The organism is Streptomyces sp. NPDC028711 (assembly GCF_055565415.1).
Genome location: NZ_JBVHUJ010000012.1, coordinates 50306 through 65690, shown reverse-complemented (window position 1 = coordinate 65690; position 15385 = coordinate 50306). Strand labels below are relative to the sequence as shown.

The window sequence follows — 15385 nt, the reverse complement described above, 5'->3', positions numbered from 1 at the left end:
GGCCTCACCGTAGGCCGTGACCAGCGGCTTCCAAGATTCTTCGGGAAATCCCGCCGCGCGGCGATGAGTTCCGGTGACGGCCCGGGTCTGTCCTGCCATGGATGAGGTGAACACCGCGCTGAGCAGGCTCCGGGGACGGGTCACGTCACGGGACGGGACGCCGATCGCGTACGAGCGGTACGGGGACGGGCCGCCGCTCGTCCTGGTGAGCGGCGCGCTCGGGGCGGCCGCGGCAGAGCGGCCGCTCGGCCTGCTGCTGGCCCGGCGCTTCTCGGTGGTGGCGTACGACCGGAGGGGGCGCGGCGGCAGCGGCGACACCTCGCCGTACGCGGTGGAGCGCGAGATCGAGGACCTCGCGGCGGTGGTCGCGGCGGCCGGCGCCGGGGCCGCCCTGCACGGCGTGGGCACCGGCGGCGCGCTGGCGCTCGCCGCGGTGGCCGCGGGGCTTCCGGTGGGCCAGGTGTCGGTGTACGAGCCGCCGTACTCGGCGGAGGCCGCCCAGCGCCGGCGGCGGGTCGCCGCGCTGCTCGCCCAGGGGCGGCGGGGAGCGGCGCTCACGCTGTTCCTCGCGGACTCGGGCGTACCTGCGGAGCTGCGGCCGGGAGTGGCGGACCTGGCCCACACCCTCGCGTACGACCTCGCCGTCCTCGGCGACGGGACCGTACCGGAGTTCGCCGGGGTCCACGCGCGCGTACTGGTGATCGACGGGGGCGCGAGCCCGGCGGGAACCCGGCAGGCGGCCCGCGCCCTGACGGCGGCCCTCCCCCGGGCCCGCCACCGCACCCTGACGGGCCAGACGCACGAGGTGGCCCCGCACGTGATCGCCCCGGTCCTGGAGGAGTTCCTGGCGGAGGAGCGGGAGACGGTGGGGGCGGTCTGAGGGGCGCCTTGGAGGGCGCGCCTACGCCGCGTACCGCCTGGGTACGCGCGCGCCGACTACGCCCTCGTCGGCTCCTCCGCCGTCGTGCGGCGGGTCGTCGTCGCGATCGTGGCCGAGCCCACCACGCGCGTGCCGTCGTACAGGACGATCGCCTGGCCCGGGGCCACCCCGCGGACCGGCTCGGCGAAGGCGACCGTGAGTTCGCCGGCCGTCAGGGTCGCCGTCACCTCCGTCTCGCCGCCGTGGGCGCGGAGCTGGGCGGTGTAGCGGCCCTCGCCCTCCGGTGCGGTGCCGCACCAGCGGGGCTTGATCGCCGTCAGGCCGGTCACGTCGAGGGCCTCGACGGGGCCGACGGTGACCGTGTTGTTCACGGGCGAGATGTCGAGGACGTAGCGCGGCTTGCCGTCCGCGGCCGGGTGGCCGATCCGCAGGCCCTTGCGCTGGCCGATCGTGAAGCCGTACGCGCCCTCGTGCGTGCCGACCTTCGTACCGGCCTCGTCGACGATGTCGCCCTCCGCCTTGCCCAGGCGGGAGGCGAGGAAGCCCTGGGTGTCGCCGTCGGCGATGAAGCAGATGTCGTGGCTGTCGGGCTTCTTCGCGACCGCGAGCCCGCGCCGCTCCGCCTCCGCCCGGATCTCGTCCTTGGTCGTGAGGGTGTCGCCGAGCGGGAACATCGCGTGCGCGAGCTGCTTCTCGTCGAGCACCCCGAGCACGTACGACTGGTCCTTGGCCATGTCGGAGGCACGGTGCAGCTCACGCGTGCCGTCCTCGTTCAGGACGACCGTCGCGTAGTGCCCGGTGCAGACCGCGTCGAAGCCGAGGGCGAGCGCCTTGTCGAGCAGCGCCGCGAACTTGATCTTCTCGTTGCAGCGGAGGCACGGGTTGGGAGTGCGGCCCGCCTCGTACTCCGCGACGAAGTCGTCGACGACGTCCTCACGGAACCGCTCGGCGAGGTCCCACACGTAGAACGGGATGCCGATGACGTCGGCCGCCCGGCGTGCGTCACGGGAGTCCTCGATCGTGCAGCAGCCACGCGCGCCCGTACGGAAGGACTGCGGGTTCGCGGAGAGGGCGAGGTGCACGCCGGTGACGTCGTGACCCGCCTCTGCGGCACGGGCGGCGGCGACGGCGGAGTCCACTCCGCCGGACATGGCGGCAAGTACCCGGAGGGGGCGGGTGCGGGGGCGCTGGGGCGGAGTCTGAGTCATAGCCCTACCAGGGTACGGGTCGGCGCCGGGAACCACGGTCGCGGTGCCGGGCGTTCTGTCGGGCATGGGGAGCAAGGCGAACGGTTCGGGAAGACGGGTGGGGCGGCGTGCGGTGCTGCTCGGTGGCGGCGTGGCCGTGCTGGGCACGGCCGCGCTTGCCAGGGACGAGCTGGCGCGCGCCTGGTGGCGGCTGCCGGGAATGGAGAGGAAGCGGGTCGAGGGCGAGCTCGATCACAAGGCCGCCGTGTGGACGTCGGCGGCGCGGGCGAACTGGCGGCGCGCCGACCGGCCGGACGACTACACGATCGACCGGATCGTGATCCATGTCGTCCAGGGCAGCTACGCGACCGCCCTGAAGGTCTTCAAGAACCCGGGGCACGGGGCCGCCGCGCACTACGTCGTCCGCAAGGACGGGCACGTGGCGCAGATGATCCGGGAGCTCGACGTGGGCTTCCACGCCGGGAACCGCGACATGAACGAGCGGAGCATCGGCATCGAGCACGAGGGCTTCGTCGACCGGCCGCAGGACTTCACGGCGGCGATGTACGCGGGGTCGGCGCGGCTGGCGGCCGACATATGCGCCCGGTACGGCATACCCGTGGACCGGGAGCACCTCATCGGGCACGTGGAGGTCGAGGGCACCGACCACACCGACCCCGGCCCGCACTGGGACTGGGACCGTTATCTGAAGCTGGTGCGGGAGGCGTCCAAGAAGCTCACGTGAGGGGTGGCGTCCGGGGGGGCGTGTGAGGGCCGCGTCCGGGGGCGTGTGAGGGCGACGTCGGGGGCACTCAGGTGAGGCCGGCCGTCCTCGCCCGTTCCACGGCCGGGCCGATCGCGTCCGCCACCGCCGCGACGTCCTCCTTCGTGGAGGTGTGCCCCAGGGAGAAGCGCAGGGTCCCCCTGGCCAGGTCCGGATCCGTGCCGGTGGCGAGCAGGACGTGGCTCGGCTGTGCGATGCCCGCGGTGCAGGCGGAGCCGGTGGAGCAGGCGATCCCCGCCGCGTCGAGCAGCAGGAGCAGGGAGTCGCCCTCGCAGCCGGGGAAGGTGAAGTGGGCGTTGGCCGGGAGCCGCTCGACGGGGTCACCGCCGAGGATCGCGTCCGGGACGACCGTACGGACGGCGCTCACGAGCTCGTCGCGCAGCGCGCCGACCTCGCGGGCGAACTCCTCGCGCCGCTCGGTGGCGAGCCGCGCGGCGACGGCGAACGCGGCGACGGCCGGCACGTCGAGGGTGCCGGAGCGGACGTGCCGCTCCTGGCCTCCGCCGTGCAGCACGGGTACGGGGGTGTGCTCGCGGCCCAGGAGCAGGGCGCCGATGCCGTAGGGGCCGCCGATCTTGTGGCCGGAGACGGTCATGGCGGCGAGCCCGGACGCGGCGAAGTCGACCGGGACCTGGCCGATCGCCTGCACGGCGTCGGCGTGCAGCGGTACGCCGAACTCGGCGGCGACGTCCGCGAGTTCACGGACCGGCATGACCGTGCCGATCTCGTTGTTGGCCCACATGACGGTGGCGAGGGCCACGGATTCGGGGTCCCGGGCGATCGCCTCCCGCAGCGCCTCCGGGTGCACCCGGCCGTACCGGTCCACCGGCAGGTACTCGACGTCCGCGCCCTCGTGGGTGGCGAGCCAGTCGACGGCGTCGAGCACGGCGTGGTGCTCCACCGGGCTGGCCAGGACGCGGGTACGGCGGGGGTCGGCGTCGCGCCGGGCCCAGTAGAGGCCCTTCACGGCGAGGTTGTCGGCCTCGGTGCCGCCGGAGGTGAAGACGACCTCGCTCGGCCGCGCGCCGAGCGCGGCGGCGAGCGTCTCGCGCCCCTCCTCGACGGTCCGCCGGGCCCGCCGTCCGGGGGCGTGCAGGGAGGAGGCGTTGCCCGTGACGGCGAGCTGGGCGGTCATCGCCTCGATCGCCTCGGGCAGCATGGGCGTGGTCGCGGCGTGGTCGAGGTAAGCCATGGTGGATCGATTCTACGAGCCCGCGACGGCGGCCCTGGCGGGTGGCCGGATTACGCCGCCCGACGCCCGGCTGCGGAGCGGATCGGGCGGCTCGCCCCGGTCAGCCGGGCGCCGGGTTCAGGCGCGCGGTGCGCGGGCCAGTTGGCGGGACTGGGCCACCAGGCGGTCGGCGCTGTCCCAGACCTCCGCGTCCTCCTCCAGGAAGCCGCCGGCGAGGTTGCGGGTCGTGATCGAGATCCGCAGCGGGCCGGGGGCCGGGCGGCAGCGGACGTGGGTCGTGAGCTCCACGGTCGGCGTCCAGCCCTTCAGGCCCAGCTCGAAGGAGGTCGGCGGCAGGGCGTCGACCGCGAGGAGGAGGGAGAGCGCGTCGGGCTCGCGGCCGTCGGCGAGACCGAACCAGGCCCGCATCTCCCCCTTGCCGGAAGGCGCGCCGATCGCCCAGCCCACACAGGCCGGGTCGAGGCGGAGGTCCAGCCGGTCGGCGATGGCCGAGGAACCGGGGATCCTGGGGGCCGGGTTGTCGGCGGCGCTGAAGCAGTGCTCGATCGGGGCCATCGCCGGGGGCGTCGCGGTGGTGCGGACGTCGTCGGGGAGGGCGTCGAGATCCCCGTACGAGGCGAGGACGCGGATGCGCTCGACCTCGGTGCCGTCCTCGGCGAACTGGAACAGGGAGGCCTGTCCCGTGGACAGCGTCCTGCCCGTACGGACCGTCTCCGTCCTGATCACCGCGGGGCCCGGAACGGACGGCGTGAGGTAGTGCGCCGAGATCGTGAAGGGGTCGGGGTGCGGGAGGTGGTCGCCGAGGGCGCGGCCGAGCAGAGCGAGGAGGTAGCCGCCGTTGACCGCGTGGATGATCGTCCAGCCGGCGGAGAGTTCGGCGTCGTAGACGCCGGGCTCACGGAGGGCGAGGGCGGTGTCGCGGTCGAACTCGCTCGTCAGGGACGCGAGGGTGCTCGTCTCGGTGCTCGTGCTCATGCGTTCGACAGTACCGCAGCTACCTACTAAGCGGTAGCTTTCTCCGGCTCCTCACGGGCGGAGGAGCGCCGGTTCCAGGCACGGGGAGCCCGCCAGTGGTAGCGCATCGCGAGCAGACGGAGCAGGAAGGCGGTGACGACGGCGGTGCCGCTGGTGAACGCGTTGAGCATGTCGAAGCGGATGCACAGCACGACCATCGCGGACCCGACGATCGCCGGGACGGCGTACAGGTCCCGGTCCCAGCGCAGCAGCGACGGCACCTCGTTGGCGAGCACGTCGCGCAGGACACCGCCGCCGACGGCCGTCGCGAGACCGAGCGCGGCGGAGGAGGTGAGGCCGAGGCCGTAGTCGTACGCCTTCGTCGTCCCGGTCACACAGAAGAGGCCGAGGCCTGCGGCGTCGAAGACGTTCACCGCGCGCTGGGTGCGTTCGACCTGCGGGTGGAGGAAGAAGACGAGGACCGTCGCGATCAGGGGCATGAGGAAGTAGCCGAGATCGGTGAAGGCGGCGGGGGGTACGGCGCCGATCATCAGGTCCCGGAAGAGACCGCCGCCGAGGGCGGTCACCTCGGCGAGGACGGCGATGCCGAAGACGTCGAAGTTCTTCCGGACGGCGAGGAGGGCGCCGGAGATGGCGAAGACGAAGATGCCGACGAGGTCCAGGGCGTGCTGGACGTCGGGGCTGAACAGGTCGTGGAGCACCGCCCTATTGTCCAGCCGCCGTGTGGGCAATCGTCCCGCAGGGCGGGACGGGTGGGCACACGGGACGGCGCCCCTTGGCGGCGCCTCCGCCCCCTGTGCCTGGACCCGCACCACAGTCGCGCCGCACAACGGGTGCGGGTTCAGGCGCGGAAGCCTCGGCCCGGCAAGGGGCGCCGTTCCGTTGTGCCCACCCGTTCCGCCCCAGCGGAACGAATGCCCACAACGGGGGTGGGCGGAGGCCCCTCGGCAGGGGCCTCCGCTCCGGGCGTCAGCCCTTGGGCGCGTCGTCCTTCGCCGCTGGCTCGGGCTCGGCCTCGGCCGAAACCTCGGCCTCGGTCGGCGTCTCCGTCTTCGCCGGGGTCTTCGCGATCTCCACCGACTCCCTCGCCCCCGGCACCGTCAGGGAATCCGCGTTCTCCGGGTGGTGGCAGGCCACGCGCTGGCCCGGGCGGAGTTCCAGGAGCGGGGGCTCCTGGGTCTTGCAGAGGTCCGTGGCCTTCCAGCAGCGGGTGTGGAAGCGGCAGCCCGGCGGCGGGGCGATCGGGGACGGGACGTCGCCGGTCAGGAGGATGCGGTCGCTCTTGGCGCCCCGGCGGCGCGGGTCCGGGATCGGGACCGCGGACATCAGGGCCCGGGTGTACGGGTGCATCGGGTTCTCGTAGAGCGACTTGCGGTCCGCGAGTTCGACGATCTTGCCCAGGTACATGACCGCGATGCGGTCCGAGACGTGCCGGATGACCGACAGGTCGTGCGCGATGATCACGTACGTGAGGCCGAGCTCCTGCTGGAGGTCGTCCAGGAGGTTGACCACCTGCGCCTGGATGGAGACGTCCAGGGCGGAGACGGGCTCGTCCGCGACGACCAGCTTCGGCTTCAGGGCCAGCGCGCGGGCGATGCCGATGCGCTGGCGCTGGCCGCCGGAGAACTCGTGCGGGTAGCGGTTGTAGTGCTCGGGGTTGAGGCCCACGAGGCCGAGGAGCCGCTGGACCTCCTTCTTGACGCCGCCCTCGGGCTCGACGCCCTGGAGCTTGAAGGGCGCCGAGACGATCGTTCCCACGGTGTGGCGCGGGTTCAGGGAGCCGTACGGGTCCTGGAAGATCATCTGGATGTCGCGGCGGAACGGGCGCATGCCCGACACCCCGAGGTGCGAGATGTCCTTGCCCTGGAACTCGACCGTCCCGTCGGTCGGTTCGAGGAGCCGGGTGATGAGCCGGCCCATCGTGGACTTGCCGCAGCCGGACTCGCCGACGACGCCGAGGGTCTCACCGGGCAGGACCTCGAAGTCGATCCCGTCGACCGCCTTGACGGCGCCGGTCTGGCGCTGGAGCAGCCCCTTCTTGATGGGGAAGTGCTTCTTCAGGCCGGTGACCTTGAGCAGAGGTTCCATGTTGTCGCTCACAGTTTCGGCGCAATCTCTTCGGTCCAGATGCGGGTCCGCTCCTCCTGCGGCATGTGGCACGCCGAGAAGTGGCGGTCCCCGGCCGGCGCGAGCTCCGGCCGCTGGGTGCGCGTGATGCCGCCCTTGGGGACGTCCGCGTACGGGCAGCGGGGGTTGAAGGCGCAGCCGCTCGGGATGTTGATGAGGCTGGGCGGGTTGCCCTTGACCGGGATGAGCCGCTCGGTCTGCTCGCGGTCGATCCTCGGCATCGAGCCGAGCAGGCCCCAGGTGTAGGGGTGCTGCGGCTCGTAGAAGACGGACTCGGCCGGTCCGCGTTCGACACAGCGTCCGCCGTACATGACGAGGATGTCGTCGGCGAGCTCGGCGACGACGCCGAGGTCGTGGGTGATGATGACGACCGCGGAGCCGAACTCCTTCTGGAGGTCCCGCATCAGGTCCAGGATCTGGGCCTGCACGGTGACGTCGAGCGCGGTGGTCGGCTCGTCGGCGATGAGCAGCGCCGGGTTGTTGACGAGTGACATGGCGATCATGGCGCGCTGGCGCATGCCGCCGGAGAACTCGTGCGGGTAGTTGTCGAACCGCTTGGCCGGCTCGGGGATGCCGACCCGGTCGAGGAGTTCGACGGCCCGCTTGCGCGCGGTCTTCTTGTCGACGTCGTTGTGGACGCGGTACGCCTCCACGATCTGGTGGCCGACCGTGTAGTACGGGTGCATCGCGGACAGCGGGTCCTGGAAGATCATCGCCATGTCGCGGCCGCGCATCCGCCGGACCTCGTCCGGGTCGGCGGTGAGCAGCTCGCGCCCGTTCAGCCAGATCTCACCGGAGATACGGGCCTTCTGCCGGCCGTACTGGCCGACCGTGTGCAGGCCCATGATGCCGAGCGAGGTGACCGACTTGCCGGAGCCGGACTCGCCCACGATGCCGAGGGTCCTGCCCTTCTCCAGCTGGAAGCTGAGACCGTCGACCGACTTGACCAGACCGTCGTCGGTCGGGAAGTGGATCTTCAGGTCGCGCACGTCGAGGAAGGCGTCGGAGGGGGCGGACCTCCCCGCCGACTTCCCGGTGGCGACGGGTTCTCCCACCGCCGCGCCGGTCTTCGTCAGCTTGTCCGTCATGCGAGCCTCACTCGGGGGTCGATCACCGCGTACAGAAGGTCCACCACGAGGTTCGCGATGACGACGCAGGCGGCGGTGATGAGGGTGACGGCCAGGATCAGGGGCAGGTCACGCTCGCTCACGCCCTTGATGGCGAGGCCGCCGAGGCCGTGGAGGCTGAACGCGGTCTCGGTCAGGATCGCGCCGCCGACGAGGGCGCCGAGGTCCATGCCGAAGATGGTCAGGATGGGGGTCATGGTGGAGCGCATGGCGTGCTTGCCGAGCACGACGGGCTCCGGGAGGCCCTTGGCCCGTGCGGTGCGGATGTAGTCCTCGCCCAGGACCTCCAGCATGGTGGCGCGGGTGAGCCGCGCGTACATCGCGGCGTACAGGAAGGCGAGGGTCACCCAGGGCAGGAGCAGGCCGCCGAACCAGCCACCGAAGGACTCGGTGATCGGCGTGTACGAGGCGTTGACCCAGCCCAGCTGCGTACGGAAGACCAGCATCGCCAGCATGGCGGTGAAGAAGATGGGCAGCGAGACGCCGGCGAGCGCGGTGATCATGGCCGCGCGGTCGATGATCGTGCCCCGCTTGAGCGCGGAGACGACACCCGTGGACACGCCGAGGACCAGCCAGAGGACGGCCGCGCCGAGCACCATGGACAGCGTCACCGGGAAGGCGTCGACCAGCATCGACCAGACGTCCTGCTCGGTGCGGAACGAGTAGCCGAAGCACGGCGCGGCACAGTGGATGGTGTCGCCACCGCCCGTGTAGTCGCGGCCGACGAAGATGCCGGAGACGAAGTGCCAGAACTGCACCAGGATCGGCTCGTCCAGACCCAGCTTCTGCCGGACGGCCTCGATGGAAGCCGGATCCGCCTGCTTGCCGACGAACATCGCGGCAGGGTCGCTGCCGGTCATCTTGGGGATGAGGAAGAAGATGCTGAGCGTCACCAGGGTGACGACGAGCAGCATCGCGACGACTGCGAAGAGCCGTCGGACTATGTATGCAAGCATGCGGTCGGCCGGTCGGCGGCCGGGGGACCCGATCGGGTCCCCCGGCCGCCGCCCTCGGCCATCACCTGCCCTTCGGACCTGGCGGCGGGTGGTGCGCCGGTGGAGCGGGTCGGATTACTTGACGACGCCGAGCGACGCGTAGTCGTAACGGCCGTTGTACGCGTCGGCCGTGTAGACGTTGGTCAGCCGGGAGCTGCGCCAGATGATGTTCTTCTCGTGGGTGAAGGGCAGGTAGACCGCGGCCTCCGAGACCTTCGTGTTGATCTGCTTGTAGAGCTCGCCGGCCTTCTCCGGGTCGGTCTCCTTCAGCGCCTGGTCGAACAGGCCGTTGATGGACTTGTCGTTCAGCTCGGAGAAGTTGTTGTTGCCGCTCTGCAGGATGAAGCGGCCGTCGACGAGCGGCTGCAGGAAGCCCTGGCCGGTCGGGAAGTCGGCGCCCCAGCCCATGATGATGATGCCGTAGCCCTTGTCCTTGACGACCTTCGGCGAACCGATGATGCCGGAGGTCTGGGCGCCGTCGAACTGGTCGATCTGGGCGTCGATGCCGACGGCCTTCAGCGACTGCTGGAGGGACTCGGCGGTCGCGATCTCGATCTTCTTGTTGTTGCGGACCGCGATGGTGGTCTTGAAGCCGTTCGGCTTACCGCACTTCTTCAGCGCTTCCTTCGCCTTGGCGAGGTCCGGCGCGCCGGCGAGCTTGCCGTACGGGTCGGCCTTCGGGTCGGCGCCCTTGATCGCCGGCGGCAGCATGTTGGAGGCGATGTCGCCACCGGCCTGCGGGCCGCCACGGGCGGTCTGGAGGGACTTCGAGTCGGCCGCGTAGATGATGGCCTTGCGGCACTCGACGTTGGGGATGACCGTCTGCGGGAAGACCGCGTAGCGGATGAAGCCCGTCTGCGGGTTGTCGACGTTGCCCTTGTGCTGCTGGAGCGCCTTCTGGCGGGCGGCGGAGCCGATGCCCGTGGCGTTGATGTCGAGGTCGTACTCGCCCTCGATCAGACGGTTGTCCATGTCGTCGGCGTTCGTGGTGAACGTGACGCTGATCTTGTCCGGGAGCGCCTTGCGGATGGTGTCCGTCTTCGCGTCCCACTTGTCGTTGCGGACGAGCTTGATGGACTTGTTCGGCGTGTACGACTCCCACTTGTACGGGCCGGAGGAGAAGGGGTTCAAGCCGTACTTGGCCTTGGTGTCCTTGTCCTGGCGGACCGGGGAGGCGGCGGGCATGGCCAGCATCTGCAGGAAGTCACCGTTGGCGACCGGCAGCTTGAAGATGATGGTCTTGTCGTCCGGGGTCTCGATCGCCTTCAGGCCGAGCTTGTCCGCGGAGGTGTCCTTGTAGGGACCCTTGTACTCGCCCTTGGGGTCGAGGACCTGCTGGAGGTAGATCGGGCCGCCGGAGATGACGTCCTGGGCCCAGATGCGCTCGATGCCGTACTTGATGTCCTTGGAGGTGATCGGCTTGCCGTCCTCCCAGGTCACCCCGTCCTTCAGCGTGAAGGTGTAGGTGAGGCCGTCGGCCGAGACCTTGCCGGCGTCGGTGGCGAGGTCCGGGACGAGCTCGGTGGAGGCGGCGCCCGGCTCGGCCTTGAAGGTGACCAGCTGGCGGGTGTAGTAGCGGGCGAAGTCCCACACGAAGCCGTAGTAGCCGCGCTGCGGGTCCCACGAGTCGGCCTCCTGCGAGCCGATGAACTTCAGCTCGCCACCCTTCTTGTCGGAGGGGTTGGCGACCTTGTTCACCGCGGCGTTGAAGCCGGCCGCGGCGCCCTTGCTCTTCTCACCGTCGTTGCCGGTGCCGCCGCCGCAGGCGGTGGTGACGACCATCGTGGCCGCCGCGAGCAGCGCGCCTGCGGCGATTCTGCGCCTCTGAGAGCTCATCAGACTCATGGGTCTCGCAACCTCCGGGTAGTGGCGGCCGATACGGCGGTCCGCCGATTGGGTTGAGCCTCCTGTCGCCAGCGGCAGGGGCGGGTCTTGCGTGTCGTCGGCGAACGGTCAGCGGGAGCCCTTCGGGTCGAGCGCGTCACGCACGCCGTCGCCGAAGAGGTTGAACGCCAGAACGGTGATGAAGATCGCGAGGCCGGGGATCACCATGAAGAGCGGGTCCGCCTCGTACGTGGTGATGGCCGTCGACAGCATCTGCCCCCAGGAAGCGGTGGGGGGCTTCACGCCCGCGCCGAGGAAGCTGAGGGCCGCTTCGGTGAGGATGTTGGTGGGGATCATGAGCGTCGCGTAGACCGTGATCGGGGCGATCAGGTTGGGCAGCAGCTCGCGGCGCAGGATGTAGAGCCGGCCGGCGCCCAGGCTCTGGGCGGCCTCGACGTACTCGCGGTTGCGCAGCGAGAGCGTCTGACCGCGGACGATGCGGCCCACGTACGGCCAGCCGAAGAAGCCGATGACCACGATCAGGGCGGCGATGCGGACGCCCGAGCCGTCGAGGCCGAGGAGCGAGTTCGGCAGGACGGAGACCAGGGCGATCGTGAAGAGCAGCTGGGGGAAGGCGAGCATGACGTCCATGACCCGGCTGAGGGCCGCGTCGATCCAGCCGCCGAAGTAGCCCGCGACGATGCCGAGGACGGTGCCGAGGACGACGGCGAAGGCCGCCGCCGCGACGGCGACGAGCAGCGAGATCCGGGTGCCGTAGACGATGCGGCTGAAGACGTCGCGGCCGTTGACGGGCTCGACGCCGAAGAGGAACTCGGAGCTGACGCCGCCCCAGGAACCGATCGGGGTGCCGAAGAGCGGGTCGATCTGGTCCTCGTGGAACTCGTCCGGCGGGTGGCCGAGGAGGCCGACGATGACCGGCGCGAAGACCGCGACCAGGACGAGGAAGAGAACGACGAAGGCGCCCGCGAGGGCCAGCTTGTCGCGCTTGAGGCGGGTCCAGGCGATCTTCCAGGGCGAGCGGCCCTCGATCGCCTTGCCGGAGGCGCCGGAGGTGTCCGGGGTGCCGGGTGCGTCGGGCGTGGCGTCGACGGTGGCGGTCGACTCGCCCGCACTCGTCTTACGCAGTGGTGCCGTCATCGTGGTGAGGACCCCTCTCGGCCGCCGGTAGCCGGCCCTTGCCCGCCGCGGGTAGCGGCTCGGTGGAACAACCTGCTGGGCACCTGCTCGAAAGGAGCCGAACGCCCGGTGTTCCGGGGAGTCTTCAATGCGTTTGTGATCACCCGCCAGCCCTGACGGGGAATGTTTGCTCAAACGTGATGCGGTGCTGCGACTTCCGTTATCCGGACGTCGTGATCACGTGAGCGGACCATCTCGGGGCCTCTTCCCCTCAATCGGACATGTCGCGCAACTAGGCGTTCGGGGTGGTTAATCAGGGCGAACGACGGCCTCCGGAGCGAACTCCGGAGGCCGGTGGGGTGCGATCCGAGAAGGGTGGCGTCTCAGTATCCGGACGGCATCGGGGGCGGGTAGCCGTATCCGGGGACGGGCGCGGAGCCGCGGCCGGCGTGCGCCTCACGGTCGTAGAAGGGCCGTCCGTTCGCCCGCAGCCAGAGCGCCACCGGGTCGTACGCGTCGGAGAGGGCGACCGTCGAGACGGGCAGGCCGTCGGGGACGGCGCCGATCGACTGGCGCATCATCGCGCGGACCGTGTCGACGGCCGCCGCGGAGGTGTCGTACAGATCGAGACCGATGACGAGGTACGGGGTGCCGAGCGCGGGCTGCACCCAGCCGCGGCGCAGCGCCCGGACGGCGGGGGTGCGGTGCGCGTTCTGCGTCAGCAGGGCGTAGAACTGCGGGATCTCCAGGGTGGGCTCGGTGACCCGCAGCGGCCCCGCGGGCATCCGGTCGAGGCCGGTGGCGATCCGCCGCAGATCGGCCCAGGGGATGCCGACGCCGCCGCCGGGGGCGTGCGGGTTCAGCCAGACGCCCCAGCGGTCGGGGTAGAGGGCCCGGGCGATCTCCCGGCCGGTGACGAGCTCGTGGGCGCGGTTCCAGCCGGAGGCGGAGAGTTCCTGGGCGGAGGTGACGCAGGGCGCGTAGCCGAAGCCGTCGACCTCCATGTTCCCGTACTGGGCGTCGGACGAGCCGGGAGCGCCGTCCCAGAGCAGCATCCAGAGCTCGCCGTCGGCGAGGGCGTGCAGGAGCTGCTCGTACGCGTCGTAGCGTCCGGGTGCCACCTGGCGCAGCATGTGCTCGACCTGTCCTGGCGCAGCGGTGCCTGACGCGCTCACCCTGGGTCCCGCCCCTCTTCCGTTCACCACGTTCGTCCAGCTACCGATTCAGTTCAGCTTAAGCAGGGGGCCGGTCACACGGCGGCGCGCTGGTAGAAGGGGCGTACCCGCTCCAGCATCCAGTCGCCGACCGGGTCCTGGGCCATGTCGAGCAGGATCAGGTTGACGGGCCAGGCGACCTCGACCCGGCCGAGGGCGCGGCCCAGGGCGTCCAGGGGCGCGTTGCGGTCGACGCCGTCCCAGGCGGCGAGCTGGACGCCGATGAAGAGGGCGGGTTCGGTGCCCTCGACGCTGGCGAGGGCACGGCGGGCGGTGATCACGACGCCGGTGGCCTCGAACTCGGCGGAGGCGGCGGCGAGGAAGTCGACGGGATCGTCCTGCCAGTCGGGCTCGAAGAGGCGGACGCGGCCGCCGGTGGCGGGGCCGTCGAGCGGGGTGCGGCCGACGCGGCAGAGCTCGGCGACGGCCGGCGGGGGCAGCGGGACACCGACGGTGCCGCCGGGGTTCACGGCGATGCCGAGCTGCGGGGGCAGGCCGCGGGCGAAGTCGCGGGCGGGAGCGACGGTGAAGGACATGTGACCGCCGACACAGGCGAGGAACTGCTGCTCGGAGCTGAAGACGGGGACGTAGGCCGCGCCGTCGAGCTCCATGGTGGGGAGGTCGAGGTCGGGGCTGTCGGGTCCGCCGCCGTTGGGCAGGGGCACCCAGATCGGGCTGCGGCCGAGCACCTCGACAAGGCGGCCGCCGGCCGCGGGATTGCCGAGGGATGCGGCAAGGACCTCTTCCAGCTCATTACCCGGCCACGTCACGTCCACGGTCCCGTTTCCCCTTCTCGCACGGCCTGCCGCACCGGCCGCCCCGGCAGCACCCTAACGCCGCCCCGGGGGCGTCGTGGCCCAAAGGGTACGGAACGAAAGCGCACCGGGGCCGGGGGGTCCGTCAGCCGGTCTCCCGGAAGCCGATCTTCCGCAGGGCGTCCGCCGCGTCCCGGTCGAGCAGGGTGGCCGAGGCGCAGCCGTGCGGGAGGCGCCCGGACTCGGCGGCCTCGACGAGCCTGCCGACGGCCCGCCGGTGCCGGGCGAAGGCGTAGGCGGAGACGCCCCGGCCGCGGGCGCGCTGGCCCTCGCGTGCGGTGTCGGGGGAGACATCGAGGAGGAGCAGGTGGAGGGACCGGCCGCGGCGGCGGGCCTCGCGGGCAAGCCAGCCGCGCACCCAGGACTGGGTGCCGCAGTCGTGCACGACCACTCCGGCGCCGGAGCGCAGGGCGCGGCGCAGTCCCGCGTAGTGCGCGAGCCGGACCAGGGGGCGGTAGACGGCGTACGGCAGGAAGGGGGGCATCCGGGCCTCCCAGCGCTCGCGGGCGTCCTGGGAGTCGATGCCGGTGCCCTCGGCGGCGCGCTTCATGAGGGTCGACTTGCCGCTGCCGGGGAGCCCGGAGACGACCACGAGGTCGCCGGCCGCGAAGGTGAGGGCGCGGGGGGCCCGGCCGCCGCGCTCGCGCAGGTCGCGCAGGAGACGGCCGCGGCCGCGGGTCCTGGCGCGGGCGCGCTGTGACGGTATGCCGGTACTCGGCGCGCACGCGCCGCTGTGCTGGATCCTCATCGCTTCTCCCCCTGCCGGGCCTTGGGAGACCCTTGCCCACAAAGTGTAAAGAAACGGTAATGGGACACAAGCGATATGCCCCGCCGAGCTCGCGTGCAATGATGTGCCCGCCAGGCGCGCACAGTCGCCACACAATCGCATACCGGCCGCTCGAATCCGCGCGGGAGAGTTCCGGACCGCACCGCGTGTCCGGACGCCGAAGGAGCAAGACCCTCCCTTGAATCTCTCAGGCCCCGTACCGCGCGGATGAGGCAGATCTGAAAAGCGGGACACCCTGCCGTGTCCCCACCCAAGGTGCAAGCCGATCTCTCGGTGACGAGATGCTCTCGGTGAACCTCTCAGGTTCCATGACAGATGGGGAGGACGTCCTCGCCGTCATG

14 protein-coding genes and 2 riboswitches are annotated in these 15385 nt (G+C 71.4%); of the genes, 2 read left to right on the top strand and 12 right to left on the bottom strand.

What is annotated here, in order from left to right:
* Nucleotides 1-97: 97 nt before the first annotated feature.
* Entirely contained in the window at nucleotides 98-880 is a 783-nt protein-coding gene (locus ACZ4VK_RS30290) for an alpha/beta fold hydrolase (RefSeq protein ID WP_468358993.1), read from the top strand.
* Between the two features lie 56 nt (nucleotides 881-936).
* On the opposite strand, the gene mnmA is transcribed toward ACZ4VK_RS30290, so the two are convergent.
* Entirely contained in the window at nucleotides 937-2088 is a 1152-nt protein-coding gene (mnmA, locus tag ACZ4VK_RS30285) for a tRNA 2-thiouridine(34) synthase MnmA (RefSeq protein WP_468358990.1), read from the bottom strand.
* Between the two features lie 64 nt (nucleotides 2089-2152).
* On the opposite strand from mnmA, the gene ACZ4VK_RS30280 reads away from it, so the two are divergent.
* Nucleotides 2153-2812 carry an N-acetylmuramoyl-L-alanine amidase gene (locus ACZ4VK_RS30280; protein WP_468358987.1) on the top strand — a complete coding sequence of 220 codons (660 nt, stop codon included), beginning with the start codon at nucleotides 2153-2155 and terminating at the stop codon, nucleotides 2810-2812.
* Nucleotides 2813-2879: 67 nt separating this feature from the next.
* Here the strand turns inward: ACZ4VK_RS30280 and ACZ4VK_RS30275 are convergent, their stop codons facing one another.
* The 11 genes from ACZ4VK_RS30275 to ACZ4VK_RS30225 all read right to left on the bottom strand — a co-directional run bounded on the left by ACZ4VK_RS30275 (nucleotide 2880) and on the right by ACZ4VK_RS30225 (nucleotide 15005).
* Complete coding sequence (locus ACZ4VK_RS30275) at nucleotides 2880-4043, bottom strand: cysteine desulfurase family protein (RefSeq protein WP_468358984.1); 1164 nt, start codon at nucleotides 4041-4043, stop codon at nucleotides 2880-2882.
* 117 nt (nucleotides 4044-4160) lie between these two features.
* Nucleotides 4161-5018, bottom strand: a complete 858-nt coding sequence (locus ACZ4VK_RS30270) for a thioesterase family protein (protein ID WP_468358981.1) — start codon at nucleotides 5016-5018, stop codon at nucleotides 4161-4163.
* A 26-nt stretch (nucleotides 5019-5044) separates the two neighbouring features.
* Nucleotides 5045-5719, bottom strand: a complete 675-nt coding sequence (locus ACZ4VK_RS30265) for a trimeric intracellular cation channel family protein (RefSeq protein WP_468358978.1) — start codon at nucleotides 5717-5719, stop codon at nucleotides 5045-5047.
* A gap of 268 nt (nucleotides 5720-5987) precedes the next feature.
* Nucleotides 5988-7106 (bottom strand): ABC transporter ATP-binding protein, encoded by a 1119-nt coding sequence (locus ACZ4VK_RS30260; protein ID WP_468358976.1) that lies wholly within the window; start codon nucleotides 7104-7106, stop codon nucleotides 5988-5990.
* Nucleotides 7107-7114: 8 nt separating this feature from the next.
* The gene (locus tag ACZ4VK_RS30255; protein WP_468358974.1) at nucleotides 7115-8233 is read right to left on the bottom strand and encodes an ABC transporter ATP-binding protein; all 1119 of its coding nucleotides are present in this window, start codon (nucleotides 8231-8233) and stop codon (nucleotides 7115-7117) included.
* Nucleotides 8230-9228, bottom strand: a complete 999-nt coding sequence (locus ACZ4VK_RS30250; RefSeq protein ID WP_468358972.1) for an ABC transporter permease — start codon at nucleotides 9226-9228, stop codon at nucleotides 8230-8232. The genes ACZ4VK_RS30255 and ACZ4VK_RS30250 overlap by 4 nt, the downstream gene beginning before the upstream one ends.
* Nucleotides 9229-9342: 114 nt before the next feature.
* Nucleotides 9343-11112 carry an ABC transporter substrate-binding protein gene (locus ACZ4VK_RS30245; protein ID WP_468358970.1) on the bottom strand — a complete coding sequence of 590 codons (1770 nt, stop codon included), beginning with the start codon at nucleotides 11110-11112 and terminating at the stop codon, nucleotides 9343-9345.
* A 108-nt stretch (nucleotides 11113-11220) separates the two neighbouring features.
* Nucleotides 11221-12249 carry an ABC transporter permease gene (locus ACZ4VK_RS30240; protein ID WP_468358968.1) on the bottom strand — a complete coding sequence of 343 codons (1029 nt, stop codon included), beginning with the start codon at nucleotides 12247-12249 and terminating at the stop codon, nucleotides 11221-11223.
* A 362-nt stretch (nucleotides 12250-12611) separates the two neighbouring features.
* Nucleotides 12612-13403, bottom strand: coding sequence for an enhanced serine sensitivity protein SseB C-terminal domain-containing protein (locus ACZ4VK_RS30235; protein ID WP_468358965.1), 792 nt, complete (start codon nucleotides 13401-13403; stop codon nucleotides 12612-12614).
* Nucleotides 13404-13477: 74 nt separating this feature from the next.
* Nucleotides 13478-14218 carry an enhanced serine sensitivity protein SseB gene (locus tag ACZ4VK_RS30230; protein ID WP_468358962.1) on the bottom strand — a complete coding sequence of 247 codons (741 nt, stop codon included), beginning with the start codon at nucleotides 14216-14218 and terminating at the stop codon, nucleotides 13478-13480.
* 124 nt (nucleotides 14219-14342) lie between these two features.
* Nucleotides 14343-15005, bottom strand: a complete 663-nt coding sequence (locus tag ACZ4VK_RS30225; protein WP_468358959.1) for an AAA family ATPase — start codon at nucleotides 15003-15005, stop codon at nucleotides 14343-14345.
* A gap of 151 nt (nucleotides 15006-15156) precedes the next feature.
* Nucleotides 15157-15256, top strand: a riboswitch (glycine riboswitch).
* A gap of 1 nt (nucleotide 15257) precedes the next feature.
* Nucleotides 15258-15369: riboswitch (glycine riboswitch) on the top strand.
* Nucleotides 15370-15385: the final 16 nt, after the last annotated feature.

What these genes read in the sequence shown, in the direction of transcription:
- ACZ4VK_RS30290 (WP_468358993.1), top strand. Translation starts at nt 98, where the DNA reads ATGGATGAGGTGAACACCGCGCTGAGCAGGCTCCGGGGACGGGTCACG.
- mnmA (WP_468358990.1), bottom strand. Translation starts at nt 2,088, where the DNA reads ATGACTCAGACTCCGCCCCAGCGCCCCCGCACCCGCCCCCTCCGGGTA.
- ACZ4VK_RS30280 (WP_468358987.1), top strand. Translation starts at nt 2,153, where the DNA reads ATGGGGAGCAAGGCGAACGGTTCGGGAAGACGGGTGGGGCGGCGTGCG.
- ACZ4VK_RS30275 (WP_468358984.1), bottom strand. Translation starts at nt 4,043, where the DNA reads ATGGCTTACCTCGACCACGCCGCGACCACGCCCATGCTGCCCGAGGCG.
- ACZ4VK_RS30270 (WP_468358981.1), bottom strand. Translation starts at nt 5,018, where the DNA reads ATGAGCACGAGCACCGAGACGAGCACCCTCGCGTCCCTGACGAGCGAG.
- ACZ4VK_RS30260 (WP_468358976.1), bottom strand. Translation starts at nt 7,106, where the DNA reads ATGGAACCTCTGCTCAAGGTCACCGGCCTGAAGAAGCACTTCCCCATC.
- ACZ4VK_RS30255 (WP_468358974.1), bottom strand. Translation starts at nt 8,233, where the DNA reads ATGACGGACAAGCTGACGAAGACCGGCGCGGCGGTGGGAGAACCCGTC.
- ACZ4VK_RS30250 (WP_468358972.1), bottom strand. Translation starts at nt 9,228, where the DNA reads ATGCTTGCATACATAGTCCGACGGCTCTTCGCAGTCGTCGCGATGCTG.
- ACZ4VK_RS30245 (WP_468358970.1), bottom strand. Translation starts at nt 11,112, where the DNA reads ATGAGTCTGATGAGCTCTCAGAGGCGCAGAATCGCCGCAGGCGCGCTG.
- ACZ4VK_RS30240 (WP_468358968.1), bottom strand. Translation starts at nt 12,249, where the DNA reads ATGACGGCACCACTGCGTAAGACGAGTGCGGGCGAGTCGACCGCCACC.
- ACZ4VK_RS30225 (WP_468358959.1), bottom strand. Translation starts at nt 15,005, where the DNA reads ATGAGGATCCAGCACAGCGGCGCGTGCGCGCCGAGTACCGGCATACCG.